17 protein-coding genes are annotated in these 19,857 nt (G+C 56.0%); 6 read left to right on the top strand and 11 right to left on the bottom strand.

Features of this window, described 5'->3' with window-relative positions:
* Positions 1-105: 105 nt before the first annotated feature.
* Positions 106-1,212, bottom strand: a complete 1,107-nt coding sequence (locus tag DFO57_RS01200; RefSeq protein WP_014593269.1) for an SDR family oxidoreductase — start codon at positions 1,210-1,212, stop codon at positions 106-108.
* 318 nt (positions 1,213-1,530) lie between these two features.
* Between DFO57_RS01200 and DFO57_RS01195 the strand changes: the two genes are divergently transcribed.
* On the top strand, positions 1,531-2,160 hold the full coding sequence (locus DFO57_RS01195; RefSeq protein WP_014593268.1) for a flavin reductase family protein: 630 nt from the start codon (positions 1,531-1,533) through the stop codon (positions 2,158-2,160).
* Between the two features lie 3 nt (positions 2,161-2,163).
* On the opposite strand, the gene hutH (DFO57_RS01190) is transcribed toward DFO57_RS01195, so the two are convergent.
* The 7 genes from hutH (DFO57_RS01190) to hutI all read right to left on the bottom strand — a co-directional run bounded on the left by hutH (DFO57_RS01190) (position 2,164) and on the right by hutI (position 9,447).
* Positions 2,164-3,663, bottom strand: a complete 1,500-nt coding sequence (hutH, locus tag DFO57_RS01190; RefSeq protein WP_110014990.1) for a histidine ammonia-lyase — start codon at positions 3,661-3,663, stop codon at positions 2,164-2,166.
* Positions 3,663-4,454, bottom strand: a complete 792-nt coding sequence (locus tag DFO57_RS01185) for an ABC transporter ATP-binding protein (protein ID WP_013025163.1) — start codon at positions 4,452-4,454, stop codon at positions 3,663-3,665. The genes hutH (DFO57_RS01190) and DFO57_RS01185 overlap by 1 nt, the downstream gene beginning before the upstream one ends.
* 1 nt (position 4,455) lies before the next feature.
* Positions 4,456-5,187: an ABC transporter permease gene (locus tag DFO57_RS01180; protein ID WP_013025162.1), complete on the bottom strand. Its 732-nt coding sequence runs from the start codon at positions 5,185-5,187 to the stop codon at positions 4,456-4,458.
* A gap of 11 nt (positions 5,188-5,198) precedes the next feature.
* On the bottom strand, positions 5,199-5,918 hold the full coding sequence (locus DFO57_RS01175) for an ABC transporter permease (protein WP_015700691.1): 720 nt from the start codon (positions 5,916-5,918) through the stop codon (positions 5,199-5,201).
* Between the two features lie 12 nt (positions 5,919-5,930).
* Positions 5,931-6,779 carry a transporter substrate-binding domain-containing protein gene (locus DFO57_RS01170; RefSeq protein ID WP_015700692.1) on the bottom strand — a complete coding sequence of 283 codons (849 nt, stop codon included), beginning with the start codon at positions 6,777-6,779 and terminating at the stop codon, positions 5,931-5,933.
* 662 nt (positions 6,780-7,441) lie between these two features.
* A complete protein-coding gene (gene hutG / locus DFO57_RS01165) occupies positions 7,442-8,233 on the bottom strand; it encodes an N-formylglutamate deformylase (RefSeq protein WP_110014989.1) in 792 nt (263 codons plus the stop codon).
* Entirely contained in the window at positions 8,230-9,447 is a 1,218-nt protein-coding gene (gene hutI / locus DFO57_RS01160; protein WP_014593262.1) for an imidazolonepropionase, read from the bottom strand. The genes hutG and hutI overlap by 4 nt, the downstream gene beginning before the upstream one ends.
* A gap of 84 nt (positions 9,448-9,531) precedes the next feature.
* Here hutI and DFO57_RS01155 point away from each other — a divergent pair, with 84 nt between their 5' ends.
* Both DFO57_RS01155 and DFO57_RS01150 read left to right on the top strand, forming a co-directional pair.
* Positions 9,532-10,887, top strand: coding sequence for a formimidoylglutamate deiminase (locus DFO57_RS01155; RefSeq protein WP_110014988.1), 1,356 nt, complete (start codon positions 9,532-9,534; stop codon positions 10,885-10,887).
* Entirely contained in the window at positions 10,884-11,429 is a 546-nt protein-coding gene (locus DFO57_RS01150; protein WP_014606248.1) for a HutD family protein, read from the top strand. Before DFO57_RS01155 ends, DFO57_RS01150 begins: the two co-directional genes overlap by 4 nt.
* Here the strand turns inward: DFO57_RS01150 and hutC are convergent.
* Positions 11,413-12,168, bottom strand: a complete 756-nt coding sequence (hutC, locus tag DFO57_RS01145; protein ID WP_014606249.1) for a histidine utilization repressor — start codon at positions 12,166-12,168, stop codon at positions 11,413-11,415. The two genes, DFO57_RS01150 and hutC, sit on opposite strands and share 17 nt — an antisense overlap.
* 303 nt (positions 12,169-12,471) lie before the next feature.
* Here hutC and hutH (DFO57_RS01140) point away from each other — a divergent pair, with 303 nt between their 5' ends.
* Both hutH (DFO57_RS01140) and hutU read left to right on the top strand, forming a co-directional pair.
* Positions 12,472-14,028 (top strand): histidine ammonia-lyase, encoded by a 1,557-nt coding sequence (gene hutH / locus DFO57_RS01140; protein WP_014593259.1) that lies wholly within the window; start codon positions 12,472-12,474, stop codon positions 14,026-14,028.
* A 10-nt stretch (positions 14,029-14,038) separates the two neighbouring features.
* Entirely contained in the window at positions 14,039-15,721 is a 1,683-nt protein-coding gene (gene hutU / locus DFO57_RS01135; RefSeq protein ID WP_014593258.1) for a urocanate hydratase, read from the top strand.
* Positions 15,722-15,819: 98 nt separating this feature from the next.
* Here hutU and DFO57_RS01130 read toward each other — a convergent pair whose 3' ends face one another.
* Together DFO57_RS01130 and DFO57_RS01125 are read right to left on the bottom strand one after the other, a co-directional pair.
* Entirely contained in the window at positions 15,820-17,133 is a 1,314-nt protein-coding gene (locus DFO57_RS01130) for an MFS transporter (protein WP_014593257.1), read from the bottom strand.
* A gap of 72 nt (positions 17,134-17,205) precedes the next feature.
* A complete protein-coding gene (locus DFO57_RS01125; RefSeq protein WP_014593256.1) occupies positions 17,206-18,402 on the bottom strand; it encodes an L-talarate/galactarate dehydratase in 1,197 nt (398 codons plus the stop codon).
* A gap of 269 nt (positions 18,403-18,671) precedes the next feature.
* Here DFO57_RS01125 and DFO57_RS01120 point away from each other — a divergent pair, with 269 nt between their 5' ends.
* Entirely contained in the window at positions 18,672-19,727 is a 1,056-nt protein-coding gene (locus tag DFO57_RS01120) for a LacI family DNA-binding transcriptional regulator (RefSeq protein WP_019106162.1), read from the top strand.
* Positions 19,728-19,857: the final 130 nt, after the last annotated feature.

The raw sequence follows: 19,857 nt of genomic DNA, 5'->3' as shown, positions 1-19,857 counted from the left end.
TGTTTTGCAAAGCGAATAAAAGGCAGACGAAGGGAAAAGCATGAGCAGAGAGCAAAATGCGCGCCGCCAGTCATCATGCTGGCGGCGCGACGCACAAATGCGGGATTATTTAAAATCGACGCGCATTAAATCCTGGATGGGCATCCCTTTCGTCGTTTCTACACAACGATCGATATAGCTGGTAAAGCCCGGGGGCGAACTCATTCCCAGACGCAGCAACTTATCATTAGAGAACACGACATTCAGACGGGCAAACTCGCCGTACAGACGCATCGCGCGCAGCATCAGGCGTTCGTTGCAAGGCCCGTAAATCTTTTTAAAGTTCTTACGCTCTTTAACGATTTCGCTGAAATCAACTTGCAGATAGTTAGGTGCCAGCGGTGCACTTTTTTCTGCGGTGGCAAAGGCCGAATCGATCTCAGAGAAGGTGTTGCTGCTGCGCTCACCGGCAGAAATATGGTAGACCATCTCTTTGGTGCAGCCGTGATCCATCAGGAATACCAGGGATTTTGCACAGTAGTCCACCGGGATAACATCGACACGATCATCAAGCGAGCAGAGGAATTTCTCCAGCTTCATCACCATTTTAAATACCCAGAAAATGCTGCCTGACGGCGTACAACCTTCCTGAGAATGGCCAACAACGATGGACGGACGGGCAATGACCAGCGGCAGGTGCGGTAACTCCTGCTTGATCTTGTTTTCGATATAAGATTTGGAATAGGTGTAATCGACAATGTGATCTTCACGTGACGACAGCACCAGGTCCTCTTTGACGACTTCACCCTGATCCGGCGCGGAAGACATTGCCGTGCCCACGTGAACAAATTTTACGAATTCTGGCAGCCCAGCCATTCTGGCAGCCAGCTTAAAGGTGCCTTCGACGTTGACGCGCCAGATATCGTTATTTTCACCAAATGACGCAATCGCTGCGCAGTTGATAACGTGGCTGACCTGATCGATACGCGCATCACCCAGAAAAAGTTCGGGTGCAAGGAGATCGCCGACCAGAATATGATCTGCGGTCAGGCGTTGAATCGCCTGTGCCGAACATGAAAACTTGGTTAAATTTTCTTTAACCCTCTCCAGTCCCTGGTTAGCATCGCTGGCTCTGACAAGCAGCAGCAACTCAACATCCTGGCGCATCAGCAATTCTGCCACAACTGCACCACCAACGAATCCAGAAGATCCTGTAACAAGAATTTTTTTCATATCGACCACGAGAACAATTGATGAGGTTGTATAGTGCACCTAATTCGTTAAACAAATACGAAACTTTGTTAGCACAAAATGTATAAAATGCAATCGTTTACTTTTCGTTTACTTTTGCACCATCTGTTTTCAGCAGTAAAATCGGAAAATAACACTTAACTAACTGATATAAATAAAAATTCATCCGTTAGCACAGAAAGTAACGGCTGTTATTATTCAGGAATAATCCGGTACCTGATCGAGACCTTTTTTACAGATTTGCCCCGCCAACAGCCATTTACCCACTACGCTTGAATCAGCTTTTACAGGGAGACAACCATGAACAAACGTTATTCATACCAGCCACGCGCCGGACACGGTCTGCCGCACGATCCACTCAATGCGATTATCGGCCCGCGCCCCATCGGCTGGATAAGCTCCACCAGCGCCAAAGGCATACGTAATCTTGCCCCTTACAGCTTTTTCAACTGTTTCAATTACCTGCCGCCGATCATTGGTTTTGCCAGTAGCGGCTGGAAAGACAGTGTGCAAAATATTGCTGAAACCAAAGAATTTGTCTGGAATCTGGCGACCCGTCCGCTGGCTGAGGCCATGAATGAAAGTTCGATTTCTGCGCCCGCCGATCAGGACGAGTTTGCCCTTGCCGGTTTAACGCCCCTGGCCGCCTCTCAGGTCAACGCCAGTCTGGTGCAGGAAAGCCCGGTGAATTTTGAATGTAAACTCACGCAGCTGATTCAGTTGCAGGATGCGCAGGGAAAAGCCATCGACAGCTGGCTGGTGTTAGGCGAAGCCGTCGCTATCCACATTGACGAAAGGCTGCTGGAAAACGGGATTTATCAGACGGCAAAAGCCGAACCGATTCTGCGCGCGGGCGGCCCCAGTGCCTATTACGGGATCACTGAGGCGCAGCGGTTTGACCTGGTGCGTCCGGATGCGCGGCGGGGATAAATCTCAGAGCACCTCCGGCATCTGGGTTCGAAGGACCTGCACCGCGCGGGCAATCTCCGGTGCCAGCCACCGATCCTCCTGCCAGCAGGGTACAATCTGACGCAGACGTCGCCAGGCGCGAAGGGTTCCACTTGCCAGTTGCGCCTCACCGTGGAACTCCAGCGCCTGGGCCGCCAGCAGGTATTCAATGGCGAGAATGTGATAGACGTTACTCACGGTTTTCAGCAATTTTAATGCCGCACCGGTTCCCAGACTGAGGTGGTCTTCCTGTAGCCCGGAGGTGATGTAGTTATCCAGCACCGCCGGCTGGGCCAACTGGCGATTCTCAGCACAGAGCGAGGCCGCCACGTATTGCGCAATCATCATGCCGGAGTTGACGCCGGGCTGGCCGACCAGGAAAGGCGGTAAGCCGCTGACCAACGGGTTGACCAGACGATCCAGACGCCGTTCGGCAATGCTCCCCAGTTCCGCCAGGGCAATGGCCAGCAGGTCGCAGGCCATCGCGACCGATTCACCATGTGGATGCGCTTGTGAGACCACGCGCCAGGCCTGCGGTGTGCCCATTACCAGTGGATTATCGGTACAGGCGTTGAGTTCCGTTGCAATCTGACGCTCGACATGTGCAAACTGATCGCGGCAGGCACCGTGCACCTGCGGCATGGATCGCAGGCTCAATGCATCCTGGGTCCGGATGCCGCTGCTTATCTTCAATAGCGGGCTGTCGCCCAGTAAACGCCGTAACCGCTCGCCGCTGCGCTGGATACCCGGGCTGGCTTTAAGGGACAACACCTCTTCGTCAAAGGCAACCAGCTGACCACGCAAGGCTTCAAAACTCATGGCTCCGGTAACGTCCGCCCAGTCCAGCAAACGGCGGGCATCATCCAGCGCCAGGCAGGCCAGTCCGGTCATGCACGGCGTACCGTTTACCAGGCTAAGCCCCTCTTTTGCACCAGGTCGATAGGGCGTGAGTCCGGTCCGCGCCAGCGCCTCACTGGCAGGCACAATCTGCCCATCAAGTTCCGCCTCGCCCACGCCAATCAGCGTCAGGCTGATATGCGCCATGTGCGTCAAATACCCTACCGATCCCTGCGAAGGCACCTGAGGCGTAATGTGCTGGTTAAGCAGCACCAACAGGCGCCGAACCAGTTCGACCGACACGCCGGATTTCCCGTGACTGTAGTTCGCTATTGCGGTGCATAAGATAGCGCGCACCTCATGTTTTGCCAGCAGCGGCCCCACGCCACAGGCATGACTTAACAAGGTGTTACGCGACAGCTGACTCAGCTCTTCTTCCGCCAGCATAATATTGCACAGCGCCCCCAGCCCCGTGTTGATGCCATAGGCGATCTGACCACTCGCAACGATATTCGTTACGATTTCTCGCCCCCGGGCAATGCGCTGCCAGGCACTCTCGCTCAGCACCAGCTCGGCATCGTGGCGGGCGACCTCAACCACCTCCTGCCAGGCTACCGGCGCGTCTCCCCAGACAACAACGCGACTCATTACACAGACTCCGCTGCATGGTGGCTGGAGATAAACTGCCTGAAGCGCGCCGAGCCGCCCTCACCGAACATGTCATCCGGCGTTCCCTGACAGTCAATGGTGCCTTGATGCATAAATATCACCCGGTTTGATACGTGGCGGGCAAACCCCATTTCATGCGTCACCACTAACATGGTGCGCCCCTCTTCTGCCAGACTGCGCATGACCTTCAGCACTTCGCCGACCAGTTCAGGATCAAGTGCCGAGGTGGGCTCATCAAATAACATCACCTCCGGGTCCATGGCTAGCGCACGGGCAATGGCGACGCGCTGCTGTTGACCACCCGACAACTGGGCCGGATAAAAACCTTTGCGATTCAAAAGTCCGACCCGGTCCAGCAGCTGTTCTGCCTGCGCAATACAGGTTTTCTTATCGCGTTTCAGAACATAGTGCGGCCCTTCAATGACGTTTTGCAGCACGGTCATATGGGACCAGAGATTGAAGCTCTGAAAAACCATCCCCAGGCGTGAGCGCAAACGTTCCACCTGTTTGGGATTCGCGGCCAGTTGATGCCCGCGGGCATGGCGTTTCATCTCAATGGTTTCCCCGCCGACGCTTACCACGCCGGAATCGGGTGTTTCCAGCAGGTTAATACAGCGCAGCAAGGTACTTTTGCCCGAGCCGCTGGCACCGAGGATCGAAATGACGTCACCTTTGTGGGCCTGTAATGAAATGCCTTTCAGCACTTCCATGGCACCAAATGATTTATGGATATCGCTGGCGGACAGCGTTACGGCGGATGAATCCTGCATCTTAATCTCCCCCAGGGACGGGTTTAATGGCCGCTAGCGGCTTCTTTGCGGGCTGATGAACCGGCGTCAGTCGACGCTCAAGCAGGGCATACAGCTGCACGATGATGAAATTGAGGATCAGGTAAATGGCGGCGGCACACAGAAACACCTCCATCGTGCGGTAGGTACGCTGGATAATCTGCTGCGCCACGCCCGTGACATCCCACACGGTAACCAGGCTGGCAAGTGCGGTGGACTTCACCAGCAAAATGGCTTCGGTTGAATAGGCCGGCAAGGCATAGCGCAACATCACGGGCGCAATAATGCGCCGCAGCAGCAGCCAGCGCGACATACCGCACGCCATACCGGCTTCCACCTGCCCGGCGGGCACCGCCAGCAACGCACCACGCAGGATTTCTGCCGTATAGGCAGCGGTGCACAGGGACAGCGCCAGCACGGCACAGCTGAATGGCTCACGTAAAAACGGCCAGACAAAACTGTGGCGAATCACGCCAAACTGGCCCAGGCCGTAATAGATTAAAAACAGCTGGATCATCAGGGGAGAACCGCGAAACACCAGAATATAGCCACGGGCAAAACTGCTTAGTATGCGCCAGCGGCTCATGCGCAGCGCCAGAATGCCCACCGCCAGCACGCCGCCGCACAGGAATGAACTGATAAACAGGCCGAGCGTAACCGGCAGGGCGGCGCTTAACTTCAGGAAAGTATCAGCAAGAAAGGCAAAATCGATCATGGTGCGGTTCCTTAATGCTGTGCCGCCGTTCGGCTCTGCCAGGCGCGGCCCAGACGAGCTTCCACGCGCAGAAAAGCCCGATTCGACAGCACAGTTAACAACAGATAGCATCCGCCGCCGATCAGATAAAAGGTGAAGTAGTCCCGCGTAGAACCCGCCGCGACCTGACTGGCGCGCATCAGTTCCACGATGCCGGTGACCGAAACCAACGCAGAGTCTTTCAGGCTCATCTGCCAGACATTGGACAGGCCAGGTAGCGCGTAGCGCGCCACCTGAGGCAGCAGGATGCGCTGACGAATTCGCCAACGCGACATGCCTGTTGCCACCGCCGCTTCCACTTCGCCCCGGGACAGCGCCAGCCGGGCAGCACGATAAACTTCAGCCTGATAGGAGCCCGAAATCAGCCCGATCGCCAGTGCGCCGATCAGAAAAGGCGGCGCCTCGATAAATCCCTGCGCACCAAATATTTGACCAATCTGGGTGATCAGGCCTGAACCACCAAAGTAAAACAGGTAGATCACCAGTAGCTCCGGGATGCCGCGAAAAATCACCGAATAGCCCTCACCCAACCAGCGTAAGGGACGGTGAGAAGACAATTTCGCCGCGGCGATGCCTGAGCCCACGACGGCTCCTACCATCAGCGCGACCAGCGACAACAGCAATGTAGTGAGCGTTGCGCTCACTATCAGCCGCCCCCAGCCATCTGCGCCAAAACCCAGCAGGCTCATCATGCTCGACCTCACTTATGGCGTAACGTCAGTTTTAAACCATTTCTCGCTGAGCTCTTTTACGGTGCCGTCAGCCAGCGCGGCCTTGATGGCATCGTCCAGTTTTGCTTTCAGATCGCCGTCTGCCATCCGCACGCCCATGGCTTCACCTTCGCCCCAGATCGGGCCGCCCAGTTGCGGACCGCTGAAGGCCAGGTTGCTGTTGTCTTTGCGCGTCAGCATTGATTTGGCAAAGGTCACATCGTCAAACACCGCATCAATACGTCCAGCCTGTAAATCCAGAATGGCATCGGCAGAGGTGGTGTATTCGCGTATGTCGGCCACGCCTTTGAAATATTTATCGATAAAAGGCGTATATACCGTGCCGGAGGCGATACCGATGGTTTTTCCTTTCAGGGCCGCCTTTATCGGTGCCAGCGCGGTTTCAATCTCTTTTTCATCATCATGCAACTTCGTCACGCCCTTGCCCGGGGGGAGCAGCGTCCCTTTTACGGCAATAAAGGTGGCTGGCGTAGAGGCATAGGGAAGCGTAAAACTGACCACTTTTTTTCGCTCTGGCGTGATCACAATGGCGTCCATGATCACGTCGTATTTACCCGCATTCAGCCCGGCAATCATGCCATCCCAGTTCTGGACAACCAGTTTGCATTCCATGCCCATGCGCTTGCACAGGTTGGCCATGAGTTCCGGCTCAAATCCCCCGAGTTTGCCGCCGGGCAGCGTCAGGTTCCAGGGTTCATAGCTGCCTTCCGTCGCTATCGTGATCGATTTCCACTCTTTCGCCTGCACCGCAACGGTGCTGAGCAGCAGGCTGGAAAACAGGGTCGTAAGGCAAAAACGGCGAAACGCTTCGGGGTGCTTCATACGGCTTCTCCTGGATGAAAATGCGTTTTAAGAGTGTCAGTGTTGTTTTAACAAAAAACTTACAAGATGATGAATCATGTATATACAAGCTAACATTGTCGAATTCATTGTCGGCTTGATCGTTTTGTGAGCCAGACACGATAAATAGCAACGGGATATCGAACAGAGCTAACTTGTACATACAACCTAGCAAAGGTCGTGCCAGTTCAGGACGCTCGGCAACCGCCGCCCCATTGCCCGGTGAAAGTGCTCTTACCAGGCCAATGCCCGTTTCAGGTGCAGCACTGCACACATTCAGCGCAAACTTGCGCGCAGTGCTGCGGCGGACAGAAACAGATCGGCAACCGGTTATGTTATCGCCTGGCGGGGATCACGGATAAGCGCCCTGCATTTAGCCCCTCTCACCGGTCTGGCGAACATCATCGCTCAGCCTCTTCATGCCTGGCGCGCACCTGTAAATACCTTGCCTGAACAGGCGAAAAGATGCTGAGAGTCGTGGGAGAAAGTCGTGCGGTATGCGGTAAAAGGAGGCAGCCGGGACCCGGCTTGGCGCCCGGCTGTGTGCTATTGTGCCAACGGGCGCTAAGTGGCCGAAGCCCATCAGGTCCGTTATTCTGCGCCGGCCAAAACCGCCAGCCGGGCCGCGGTGATTGGGTTACGCCTCAGCCCGTTTTTCCCTGTTCGAGAAAGCTATGCAGCAGCGGCTTTAACACCTTCTTCAACTGCGCAGCCCGCGCTTCATGCCAGGTAAACGGCGGCGTTTCATCCATATAGTTAATTTGCGACAGCTCCAGCTGCACAGCCTGAACCTGCTGCTGCGGCTGCCCGTAAGCACGCGTGATATAACCGCCTTTGAAACGGCCGTTCACCACCCAGCTGTAGCGATCCTGCGCGCGGCACACCGAGGTGAGTCCGTTAATCACGACACTGCTGCAGCTCGCCCCATCGTTGGTACCAATATTGAGATCCGGCAACCGCCCCTCAAACAGACGGGGAATTTCACTGGCAATAGAGTGCGCATCAAACAGCAAAGCGTAACCAAACTCCGCTTTCATTTGCGCCAGCGTCTGCTGAATCTGCTGATGGTAAGGTTGCCAGATAGCGTTGATGTAGCCCTGGCGCTGCGCATCCGTGGGCGTTTTGCCCTCGATAAAAGTCGGCGTGCCGTCAAACAGGGTTTCGGGGAACAGGCCGGTCGTGGCCGTGGTATAGAGCGGTTGATTATCCGACGGGCGATTCAGATCGATAACAAATCGTGAGTAGCGACCGATGATAATGCTCGCTCCCATATCACGCAGAAAATCATAAAGTTGTGGCAGGTGCCAGTCGGTGTCAGGTAAGTTGCGGGCGGCCTCGCTGAGTCCCTCCTCCACTTCCGGTGTCAACAGCGTACCGGCATGAGGGATACTGACCAGTAGGGGAATATTGCCCTGGGTGAAATGAAAAGGTGTCATTGTGCTTCTCCGCGATAGATGACCGTACAGGGCAGTTCACCGCCCAGCCAGTAAACCAGTTCCGCCGGGCGAGCCAGCGGCCAGTGGACAAAACTGGCAACTTTGCCAGCCTCAAGCGAGCCGTGGCTGGCTTCCAGCCCTAGCGCCTTCGCGCCCCACAGGGTGACGCCGGCCAGCGCCTCTTCCGGCGTCATGCCAAATAACGTGCAGCCCATATTGAGCATTAACCGCAGTGACAGGGCCGGAGAGGTACCAGGGTTGGCATCACTCGCCAGCGCCATGGGCACGCCATAGCGGCGAAACAGCGCCACAGGTGGGCGCTGCGTTTCCCGTAACAGGTAAAATGCGCCGGGCAGCAGTACCGCGACCGTGCCGTGCCCGGCCATCGCCTGGACATCCTGCTCGGTGGCATATTCCAGGTGATCGGCTGAGAGCGCGTCATGGCGTGCTGCCAGCGCCGCACCACCCAGCGCAGACAACTGCTCTGCATGAAGTTTTACCGGCAGCCCCAGCGCCTTTGCCCGCTCAAACACCCGGGCCACCTGCTGAGGAGAAAAGGCCAGATGTTCACAGAAAGCATCAACCGCGTCAGCCAGCCCTTCGGCTTTGACCTGAGGCAGCAGGCGTTCGCAGATAATCGCTATCCAGCCCTCGGGATCCTGTTTAAATTCCGGCGGAAAAGCGTGCGCAGCAAGGCAGGTTGCCTGCACATCCGCAGCCACCTCTTTACCCAGTTGGCGGATGGCGCGCAGCATACGTAATTCGCTCTCTTCGTCCAGCCCGTAACCGGATTTGATCTCGACAGTCGTCACGCCTTCAGCCAGTAAACGATTCAGTCGCCAGCGGGCCGATGAAACCAGCGCCTGCTCGCTGGCCGCGCGCGTAGCCCGAACGGTAGAGAGGATGCCCCCGCCCTGTGCCGCTATGTCGGCATAACTGACCCCGTTGAGACGCTGTTCAAATTCCTGACTGCGATCCCCACCAAAAACCAGATGCGTATGACAATCGACCAGCCCTGGCGTGATGATCCCGCCCGGTAACTGATGATGTTTTTGTGCGCTAAAGGCAGGCATATCCGCGGCGGCGCCTACCCACACCAGCTTGTCTGCCTTCACCGCCAGCGCCCCCTGCTCAATCATCGCGTAGCGACCACCGCGCATGGTCACCACATCAGCACCGGTCCACACACTGTCTACCTGGAGTTCTTCTGCCATTCCTGCCTCTCGTTACTCTCGCCGTTTACAGCCCACTTTAAAGTATGTATATGTATATACAACCACATCCCTTGAGGATCAACTATGGCAACTTTTTTTGCGCCCCGCGCACTGCTGGCTGACGGCTGGTACAAACAGGTACGCATCCACGTCAGTCCGGCCGGAATCATTGAGGCCATCACGCCCAACAGTGATGACCGTCAGGCATGTCGCTTACCCGGCGAGGTCATTCCCGCTATCGCGAATCTGCACTCTCATGCTTTTCAGCGCGCCATGGCCGGTCTGGCCGAAGTGGCGGGCGATCCGCAAGACAGCTTCTGGACCTGGCGCGACTTAATGTATCGCATGGTGCAGCGCCTGACGCCCCAGCAGGTGGGCGATATTGCCGCGTTGCTGTACATCGATATGTTAAAAGGTGGCTACTGCCAGGTTGCAGAATTCCATTATCTGCATCACGACGTTAACGGCGCGCCCTATGCCGATGATGCCATGCTGCAGCAGTTGATTGCCGCCGCCGAGACGGCAGGCATTGGTCAGACCCTGCTTCCGGTGCTTTACAGCTACAGCGGGTTTGGCGCGCAGCCGCCTGTGGCCGGGCAGAAACGCTTTATTCAGCAGACCGACAACTACCTGCAACAGCAGGCACGCCTGCAGACGTGGGTGAAAGACAAGCCATTGCACAACGTGGGCCTGTGCTTTCACTCACTGCGTGCGGTGAGCGAAGTGCAAATGCACGAAGTGTTAGCCGCCAGCGATCGGTCGTTACCGGTGCACATCCACGTTGCCGAGCAGGAAAAAGAGGTGAACGACAGCATGGCCTGGAGCGGCGAGCGCCCGGTGAGCTGGCTGATGAACCGCTTTGACGTTGACGCGCGCTGGTGCCTGATCCATGCCACACATCTTGATGACAGCGAGGTGACGCGCCTTGCCACCAGCGGCGCGGTCGCCGGGTTGTGTCCGACTACCGAAGCCAATCTTGGCGACGGCATTTTCCCGGCGGTGGACTATATCGCTCAGGGCGGTCGCTGGGGCATCGGCTCTGACAGCCATGTCTCATTGAGCGTTCAGGAAGAGCTGCGCTGGCTGGAATATGCTCAGCGTCTGCGCGACCGCCGTCGTAACCGTATCGCCCTGGCTCACCAGCCTTCCGTCGGCGACCTGCTGTGGCAGCAGGCAGCTGCAGGCGGCGCTCAGGCCTGTGGGATCAGGAGTGGTTCACTGGCCGTGGGGCAGCGCGCCGACTGGCTGGTACTGCGCGATCAGGCCTGGCTGGGCAGCGTGAATGAACACGCCCTGCTTAACCGATGGCTGTTTGCGGGCCAGCGCGATCAGATTCGCGACGTGTATGTGGCGGGCAATCGGGTCATTAACGACGGGCATCATGCCGAAGAACACGCCTGCGCGGCGCGCTTCGCCCAGGCAATGGCGGCGCTGCAATGAGAACGTTATTTTCTCTGGAAAACTTACCCGTGAGCCGCTGGCGCAACGGCGGAGGCGAAACACGCGAGATTATCAGCTTTCCGCCTGATGCCGACGATTTCGCCTGGCGAGCCAGTATTGCGACCATTGCTCAGGACGGCCCGTTTTCGACGTTCAACGGCATAGATCGCACCATTACTCTGCTGAACGGCAGCCCGGTGCTGCTGCGCGGTCCGGCAGGCGAGCACCGCTTACTGCCTGAAGTTCCCTGGGCTTTCGCGGGGGAATGGGCGCTTGAAGCCAGTCTGGAAGGCAAAGAGGCCAGTCAGGATTTTAACGTCATGACGCGGCGTGACGCATGGCGGGCGCAGGCCGACGTCGTTACGCAAGCCGTCTGCAGCGAGCACGGCGTTGCGTGGGTGCTAGCCGGAGAATGGCGCATCGCGGATGACGCGCGGTTAGAGGCGCAGCAGGGGACATGGTGGGTAGATCACTCCACCCTGCTCTCGCCAGCCAGTCCCGAGGCAAGACTGCTGTTCGTGCGCCTTACCCGTGTCCTTTGAAGCGGCCCAGCAGCTTATAGCGCGAGCCCGGATAGAGTAATCGCGCATAGGTCACGATTTTATTGTCGCTCCAGGTCTGGCGGCGGATAAGCAGACAGGGCTCATGCTCATCGATCGCCAGATGTTTACGCTGACGCGCATCGGGCATAACCGCTTCAACGATGTGCTCGCCTGCCGTTAACGGCGCCGCCCGCATCAGATAGGTATAAGGCGTGAGCGTATGGTAATCCTGAGTCAGATAGTCCGGAGCCAGCTGCGGATTCACCAGTCGGTCTTCAAGCTGCACCGGCAACTCGTTTTCATAATGCACAATCAGCGAATGAAACAGCGTTTGCCCGGTGGTCAGCCCCAGAACCGAAGCCTGCTCGGGATCGGCTTTGTTCTGACCCATCATCAGAATTTTGCAGCTGTGCTGGTGACCGCGCTGGGCAATTTCATCGGCGATGTTATGCACTTCGAGCATGGCCGTATAGCCTTTCATTTCGGCAACAAATGTTCCTACGCCCTGCATACGCACCAGAAACCCTTCGCTGGTCAGCTCGCGTAATGCACGATTGATGGTCATCCGGCTCACGCCTAGTTCATTGACCAGCTCGCTTTCGGAGGGCACGCGCTGATTTGCTTTCCAGTGTCCTTCACGAATCTGGCTGATGATAGCCTGCTTGACCCGTTGATAAATAGGCGCAGGTTCATCGCTCATGGCCGCCGCCAGTTGTGCAATTGCCGTATGCTCGGCCATAACGTTTTCCTTTCGCAGATAATGCGCAGAGTTTACTGCCTGCAGGGTTGGATGTATATACATTCAGACGCGGTTTCAGCACTTTAACCGTGCACCTGCTGCCTGATAAAGGTGCAGCAATACCGGTCGTTGCTCGCTCCCCCCTGTCCTGACGCCCGATCAATTTTGTGATCGGTTTGGCACGCTGATTGCAACTTGTATAGACAAGAATAGACACTTATGGTTCACTCGCGTTATTCAGTTGATCAGGGTCAATAAAGATGCCCTGCGGCAACCCAACCCTTGTATAGACAGGAGCAGGTTATGTCAGGTTCGACTCAGGTATTACACCTGGTGCCAGGTAATGTTGATCTCGCGACGTTACGCGCAATTTATCAGGGCAACGTTACCCTCAGCCTCGACGATGGCGCCCGCCAGGCCGTCGCCGAGGCACAACGCACCGTTGACGCGATCGTCGCCTCCGGCAGCGTGGTTTACGGCATTAACACCGGTTTTGGCAAACTGGCCCAAACTCAGATCCCCGCCAGCCGTCTGGCGGATCTGCAACGTAATCTGGTGCTGTCCCACAGCGTCGGGTTAGGGAATTTACTGCCTGATAACGTCACGCGGCTGGTCGTCGCCAGCAAAGTGATCAGCCTTTCGCGGGGCCATTCGGGTGTACGCATCGAACTGATCGATGCCCTGCTGGCCCTGTTTAATGCCGGCATCATGCCGTGCATTCCGGAAAAAGGATCGGTGGGTGCCTCGGGCGATCTGGCACCGCTGGCGCATATGTCGCTGATGCTGCTTGGTGAAGGTCAGGTCAGGTTCAAAGGGGAACTTATTGCGGCAACAGAAGGCCTGGCTAAAGTCGGGTTGACGCCCTTTGTTCTGGGCCCGAAAGAAGGTCTGGCATTGCTTAACGGCACCCAGGTTTCCACGGCGCTGGCGCTGCGTGGCCTGTTTGAAGCCGAAAACCTGTTTGCCGCAGGTTTACTGGCGGGCGCCCTGTCGTTAGAAGCGATCAAAGGTTCGTTAAAACCCTTCGATGCCCGTATCCATCAGGCGCGCGGTCAGCACGGGCAGATTGCCGTGGCCGCCGCGATTACCAGCCTGATTGAAGGAAGCGAAATCCTCGGTTCACATACCCACTGTGGCCGGGTACAGGATCCCTATTCTATCCGCTGCGTACCCCAGGTGATGGGCGCCTGCCTGGATAACCTCTCTCATGCCGCGCGCGTCCTGCAAATTGAAGCCAACGCCGCCTCTGATAATCCGCTGGTTTTCAGCGAAACCGGCGATGTGATCTCCGGCGGCAACTTCCATGCTGAACCGGTCGCCTTTGCAGCCGACATTATTGCGCTGGCCGTGGCTGAAGTGGGCGCTATCTCGGAACGTCGACTGGCCCTGCTACTGGATACCGGCCTGTCCGGACTGCCACCTTTCCTGGTTCGCGACGGCGGCGTGAACTCCGGCTTTATGATTGCCCAGGTCACTGCGGCGGCGCTGGCATCAGAAAATAAATCGCTGGCCCATCCCGGCAGCGTAGACAGCTTACCGACCTCGGCTAACCAGGAAGATCACGTTTCCATGGCCACCTATGCCGCCCGCCGCCTGGGGGATATGTGCTTTAACAGCGCCGCCGTGGTGGGCATTGAAGCGATGGCCGCCGCCCAGGGCATTGAGTTTCATCGTCCCTTGCAAAGTTCTGCACCGATAGAGCAGGCCATTGGCCGCATCCGCGAACGCGTTGCCTTCCTGGAAGAAGACCGCCTGCTGGCACCCGACATTGAGGCGATGCGTCAGTGGGCAAGCCGCTGCGACTGGCCAGAGGCACTCACCGCATTACTACCCAGCATGGGCACCTATTCAGTTAAATAAGGAATCCGTCATGAGCGAAACCCTGTCTAAAGCGGTAGCACGCGAGATCCGTGCGCCGCGTGGAAATGAACTGCACTGCGCTAACTGGTTAATTGAAGCAGCTTACCGCATGATTCAGAACAACCTGGATCCCGACGTGGCAGAACGTCCGGAAGATCTGGTGGTGTACGGCGGTATTGGTAAAGCCGCGCGCAACTGGGAATGTTTTGAGCAAATTTTACGATCGCTGCAGCTCCTGCAGCCGGACGAAACCCTGCTGATCCAGTCGGGCAAACCCGTCGGCGTGTTTCGTACCCATGCGGATGCCCCCCGCGTCCTGCTGGCCAACTCCAATCTGGTTCCTCACTGGGCTAACTGGGATCACTTCCACGAACTGGATAAAGCCGGGCTGATGATGTATGGCCAGATGACGGCCGGCTCATGGATTTACATTGGCGCCCAGGGAATCGTTCAGGGCACCTACGAGACGTTTGTCGAGGCCGGACGCCAGCACTATAACAATGATCTAAGCGGACGCTGGATCCTGACCGCCGGTTTAGGTGGCATGGGTGGTGCGCAACCCTTGGCAGGCGTGCTGGCGGGCGCCTGCGTACTGGCGATTGAGTGTCAGGAATCCCGTATCGATTTTCGTTTACGCACGCGTTATGTCGATTACAAAGCCACCTCGCTGGATGAAGCACTGGCCTTGATTGATGAGGCGACCAAAGCGAAGAAAGCCATTTCTGTCGGCCTGCTGGGCAACGCGGCGGAAATCCTGCCCGAGCTGGTTAAGCGCGCCAAAGCGGGTGGACCTAAGCCTGACATCGTCACCGACCAGACTTCGGCGCACGATCCCCTTAACGGCTATCTGCCCATTGACTGGGACGTCTCACGCTGGGAGCAGGAACGCAAGACACATCCTAAAGCCGTGGAGAAAGCTGCCCGTGCCTCTATGGCCGTCCACGTTCAGGCGATGCTCGACTTCTGTCATATGGGCATTCCTACCGTCGATTATGGCAACAACATTCGCCAGGTCGCACTGGATGAAGGCGTCAGCAATGCCTTTGATTTTCCCGGTTTTGTGCCAGCCTATATCCGTCCCCTGTTTTGCGAAGGTAAAGGTCCGTTCCGCTGGGTTGCCCTGTCTGGCGACCCCGAAGATATCTATAAAACGGATGCCAAACTCAAAGAACTTTTCCCGCAACATAAAACGCTACATCGCTGGCTGGATATGGCGCAGGAACGCATCGCCTTCCAGGGCTTACCGGCGCGTATCTGCTGGCTGGGATTGGGTGAGCGCCATCTCGCGGCCCTCGCGTTCAATGAAATGGTACGCAACGGCGAGCTAAAAGCACCGATTGTGATCGGTCGCGATCACCTCGACTGCGGCTCTGTTGCCTCGCCAAACCGTGAAACCGAAGCGATGAAAGATGGCTCGGATGCGGTATCCGACTGGCCGCTGCTCAACGCCCTGCTGAATACGGCGGGCGGCGCGACCTGGGTGAGCCTACATCATGGTGGTGGCGTGGGCATGGGTTTCTCCCAGCATTCTGGCGTGGTGATTGTGTGCGACGGCACGGAAGCGGCTGATGCCCGCTTGGGCCGCGTGCTATGGAACGATCCTGCTACCGGCGTGATGCGTCATGCCGATGCGGGATACGAACAGGCACAGCAGTGTGCGACAAAACACGGTCTGAACTTACCGATGCAATAACCCGCAACGCCGATTTTATTGAGTCGCGTCATGCGGTAAAAAACGCTGTTCCGGAGAGTGCGGTTCCGGAACAGCGGCGCGAAATGCTCGCAACAGGCTTACTCAGGCTTCGTGGACGTCAGCGTAATCCGTTCCAAAGGCCCGACAATAAAGAGATAGGAAATCAGGCCGAGCAGCCCCATCGATCCCACATATAAAATCGCATAATCAAATGATTGCGTATTCGCCAGAATGATCCCGATCACCAGCGGGGTAACGATACTGGCCATATTGCCGCACATGTTGAAAACGCCACCGGCAATGCCCAACACCTCTTTCGGCGATGTATCGCTCAGCACACACCAGCCCAGGTTGCCAAAACCTTTGGCGAAAAAGGCAACGCTCATGGCCGCAACCACCACAATTTCCGAGGACGTGTAATTGGCGATAACAATGACACAGGAGAGCAGCATCCCACAGATGACGGGCAGTTTACGCGCAACCGTCAGGCTGTAACCGCGTTTGAGTAACGCATCAGAAAACACGCCGCCCAACAGGCCGCCCACAAAACCCGCGATGGCCGGTATACTGGCAATAAATCCCACTTTCAGAATCGACATGCCCTTGGCCTGATAGAGATAGGTAGGGAACCAGGTCAGGAAGAACCAGGTAATTGAGGTGACACAAAACTGGCCAATGTAGACACCAATCATCATGCGGTTAATACACACGCTTTTAAACTGCGCCAGTGTAATTTTCTCTTGCGCCTTTTTACTGCCTAATGCGGGTTCTCCACCGCCGTCACGAATATACTCGATTTCCTCCTGATTTACTTTGGGATGCTGTAAGGGATCTCTGACTTTAAACAGCCAGACGATCCCTAAAATAACGCCAATCGCGCCGATATAATAAAAAACATAGTGCCAACTTAAATTATGAAGAATAATTGTCATCAAAGGCGTAATAATTCCGAGCGAGATATATTGTGCTGACTGATAAATCGACGTCACAAATCCCCGCTCTTTATTTGGAAACCACTGCACACTTAACCGACTGTTTGCCGGAAAAGCTGGCGCTTCAATGGCCCCCATTAATAAACGCAAAATCACCAGAACGATAAGCGGACTGGCGTAGAGATAAATCGTGCCCTGCAGCATGGTCACCAGCGACCAGCCAATCAGCGCACAGCCGTATACCATGCGGGCACCATAGCGGTCCAGTAACCAGCCGCCGGGTAATTGCATAATGACATAGGCAATACCAAAGGCCGAAAAGGCCAGCCCCATTGCTTCAGGATCAAAGCCCAACTCCTGACTCATAAAAGGCGCGACAACAGATAACGTCGCACGATCGGCATAATTAAATACGGTGGCAAGAAACAGAAATAGCAAAATAGAATAACGTACCTTGGTACGTTTTATTATTGTATTCATCACCCACTCCTGGATATCGGGTTGAGAGAGATTTAAAAGGAGAGGTGGCGGGAGAGATTCCCGCCAAAAAGATTAGGGACGTTTGCCGAACTCACAGGTTAATTGAGTCCAGCTTCGTGCTTGTTCGCTGAGCGTAAAACCAAGTCCGTGGCGATCTGAAACAAACATCCGTCCGTCACGTAATTCCAGTTGCTCATTAAATAACGGGTTCAGCCATTCGAAATGCTCCAGCCAGGGCTCAAGCGGATAGGCCGCCGCCAGATGCAGGTGAACTTCCATGGCGAAATGTGGCGCAAGCTTACGACCGTGCTTCGCCGCCAGATCCATGATTTTCAGGAAAGGGGAAATGCCACCCACGCGCGGCGCATCCGGCTGAACGAAATCACTGGCGTTGCCCAAAATCAGTTGCTCATGCTCACGGAAGCTGGTGAGCATCTCACCGGTCGCAATGGGCGTGTCCAGCGCGGCGGCCAGTTGTGCATGGCCTTCCACATCGTAAGCATCCAGCGGTTCTTCAATCCAGATCAGATTGAACGGCTCCATTTTGCGGCCCATACGGATAGCGGTCTCACGATCCCACTGTTGGTTGGCATCAACCATCAACGGAAAATCGTCGCCCAGCGCTTCACGCACTGCCGTTAAGCGACGAATGTCTTCGGCACAGTTTGGCTGCCCCACTTTCAACTTGATCCCGCCGATGCCGTTTTCACGTGAAATCACCACGTTCTTTAATACCTGCTCCAGCGGTGTATGCAGGAAGCCGCCCGAGGTGTTGTAGCACTGTACGGAATCACGATGGGAACCTAACAGTTTTGCCAACGGCAGCCCGGCGCGTTTCGCTTTCATATCCCACAGCGCAATATCAATGGGAGAGATAGCCTGCACCGCCATGCCGCTTCGTCCTACCGATGCGCCCGCCCACAACAGTTTGGTGTAGATTTTATCAATATCGTTTGGATCTTCCCCCAGCAGATTATCGGCAATCTCCTTAGCATGCGCGTAAATGCCCTGCCCGCCAGCGCGTTTGGAATAGCTGAATCCCACCCCTTCAAAACCCTCACGGCTACGAATTTCAGCAATGATAATGGCCACTTCGGTTAACGGCTTTTGGCGCCCTGTCAGCACCTTGGCATCGCTGACGGGCGTGGCCAGGGGTAAAATCGACAGGGAGAGTTTGACCCATTCAATACGATCACCGACGTCAGCCGCCGTTTTTGCGTTTACCGTTTTGGCATAGCTCACGGCATGAGAATTTGCGCTTACAGACATAGTTATCTCCTGTGGTCTAAAAATGATTGCGCTAACATTTTTATCTTTACACCCCGGCCTGCGGCAGAAAACTGCGTTGTGTTTATTTTGAACAACAGATCACATTTACCTTGCATAAAGGGAGCCATGCTGCCAGCGAGATCGCATTTATGACTTTTTCTTCGTGTTAAACAACATAATGATTGCGTTAACATCTATCGCGAATTTTTTTAGTCATGTCAGCGCATACTGCTTAATGCGTAACGCACCGGCTGGAAATGCTCAGGAACATGAAGAATAATGCCAGTGCGAATACCGCCGTCACCGTGAAATGGATTGCCGTGAAAAGTTCGAAACCGACCCATGCGCCCACGCTTGAAGATGTCGCCCGCCATGCCGGACTGTCACCGATGACCGTCAGCCGCGTGCTGAATGCCCCGCAGTTAGTGCGGCCTAAAACGGCAGAAAGAGTCATGGAGGCGGTGCGGGTGACGGGATACATTCCTAATGCGCTGGCGGGAAGCCTGGCTTCAAGGCGCAGTAAGCTCATCGCTGTCGTGGTGCCGCAAATCAACAACAACATGTTCGTGGATACCATTCAGTCGTTGAGTGATGAGCTGGGCTTGCGGGGTTATCATATCCTGCTGAGCGTGGCGGGCTATCGCACTGATACTGAAGCCGAACTGGTGGCAACACTGCTGTCACGACGTCCGGACGGGATTGTTCTGACCGGGATCCATCATTCGGCCGCCCTTAAAAAGGTGATCCTGAATGCCGCGATACCGGTCGTTGAAATCTGGGATCTGACGCCAACGCCGCTCGATATGCTGGTGGGATTCTCGCATCAACGCGTCGGTCAGGCCACGGCAGAATACCTGCTTGAACAAGGCTTCCGTCGGCCCGGCCTGGTGTGGACGTCAGACAAACGTGCCGGACAGCGTAAACAGGGATTATGTGACGTCTTCAGCCAGCAAGGAATTGACGCAATCCCACAGGCAGACGCGGCGCTCCCCGCCTCTCTGGCATCCGGACGCGCCGGTTTAACGCAGCTCTTCGATCAGGGTGAGTATGACGTCATCGTCTGCAGTTCAGACACGCTGGCACAGGGTGCGATTATGGAGGCAGAAAGCCGTGGCCTGCGCGTGCCTGAAGATATTGCGGTGATGGGCTTTGGCGATCTGGATTTTGCTGCCAGCAATCGCCCTGCCCTCACCACGGTCAGCGTCGATCGGGTCGCTATAGGTCAACGTGCCGCTACGCTGCTGGCCGATCGGATTGAACAGCGTCCCTGCGCAGAAAGCATTATTGATATCGGCTTCCATTTAATTAAGCGTGAGTCGGCATAACAGGCGATACGGTTGCACGCTTGTTTATTACTTATTCCATTTTGATTTAGCCCATTCGCTATTTTATCGCGCCTGGCGATAGACGCGCTCTCGCCCGGCCTCTAAAGTGAATCTTCCTGAATGATATGGA

Origin of the sequence: Pantoea sp. AG702, assembly GCF_003182295.1 — a bacterium.
Taxonomy (GTDB): domain Bacteria; phylum Pseudomonadota; class Gammaproteobacteria; order Enterobacterales; family Enterobacteriaceae; genus Pantoea; species Pantoea ananatis.
The sequence above is the reverse complement of the archived record's forward strand: the minus strand, read 5'-3'. Positions and strand labels throughout refer to the sequence as shown.

What these genes read in the sequence shown, in the direction of transcription:
- DFO57_RS01180 (WP_013025162.1), bottom strand. Translation starts at nt 5,187, where the DNA reads ATGATCGATTTTGCCTTTCTTGCTGATACTTTCCTGAAGTTAAGCGCC.
- DFO57_RS01125 (WP_014593256.1), bottom strand. Translation starts at nt 18,402, where the DNA reads ATGTCTGTAAGCGCAAATTCTCATGCCGTGAGCTATGCCAAAACGGTA.
- DFO57_RS01150 (WP_014606248.1), top strand. Translation starts at nt 10,884, where the DNA reads ATGAGAACGTTATTTTCTCTGGAAAACTTACCCGTGAGCCGCTGGCGC.
- DFO57_RS01130 (WP_014593257.1), bottom strand. Translation starts at nt 17,133, where the DNA reads ATGAATACAATAATAAAACGTACCAAGGTACGTTATTCTATTTTGCTA.
- hutC (WP_014606249.1), bottom strand. Translation starts at nt 12,168, where the DNA reads ATGGCCGAGCATACGGCAATTGCACAACTGGCGGCGGCCATGAGCGAT.
- DFO57_RS01195 (WP_014593268.1), top strand. Translation starts at nt 1,531, where the DNA reads ATGAACAAACGTTATTCATACCAGCCACGCGCCGGACACGGTCTGCCG.
- DFO57_RS01175 (WP_015700691.1), bottom strand. Translation starts at nt 5,918, where the DNA reads ATGATGAGCCTGCTGGGTTTTGGCGCAGATGGCTGGGGGCGGCTGATA.
- DFO57_RS01120 (WP_019106162.1), top strand. Translation starts at nt 18,672, where the DNA reads ATGAAGAATAATGCCAGTGCGAATACCGCCGTCACCGTGAAATGGATT.
- DFO57_RS01170 (WP_015700692.1), bottom strand. Translation starts at nt 6,779, where the DNA reads ATGAAGCACCCCGAAGCGTTTCGCCGTTTTTGCCTTACGACCCTGTTT.
- hutG (WP_110014989.1), bottom strand. Translation starts at nt 8,233, where the DNA reads ATGACACCTTTTCATTTCACCCAGGGCAATATTCCCCTACTGGTCAGT.
- DFO57_RS01155 (WP_110014988.1), top strand. Translation starts at nt 9,532, where the DNA reads ATGGCAACTTTTTTTGCGCCCCGCGCACTGCTGGCTGACGGCTGGTAC.
- hutH (WP_110014990.1), bottom strand. Translation starts at nt 3,663, where the DNA reads ATGAGTCGCGTTGTTGTCTGGGGAGACGCGCCGGTAGCCTGGCAGGAG.
- DFO57_RS01185 (WP_013025163.1), bottom strand. Translation starts at nt 4,454, where the DNA reads ATGCAGGATTCATCCGCCGTAACGCTGTCCGCCAGCGATATCCATAAA.
- hutI (WP_014593262.1), bottom strand. Translation starts at nt 9,447, where the DNA reads ATGGCAGAAGAACTCCAGGTAGACAGTGTGTGGACCGGTGCTGATGTG.
- DFO57_RS01200 (WP_014593269.1), bottom strand. Translation starts at nt 1,212, where the DNA reads ATGAAAAAAATTCTTGTTACAGGATCTTCTGGATTCGTTGGTGGTGCA.
- hutH (WP_014593259.1), top strand. Translation starts at nt 12,472, where the DNA reads ATGTCAGGTTCGACTCAGGTATTACACCTGGTGCCAGGTAATGTTGAT.
- hutU (WP_014593258.1), top strand. Translation starts at nt 14,039, where the DNA reads ATGAGCGAAACCCTGTCTAAAGCGGTAGCACGCGAGATCCGTGCGCCG.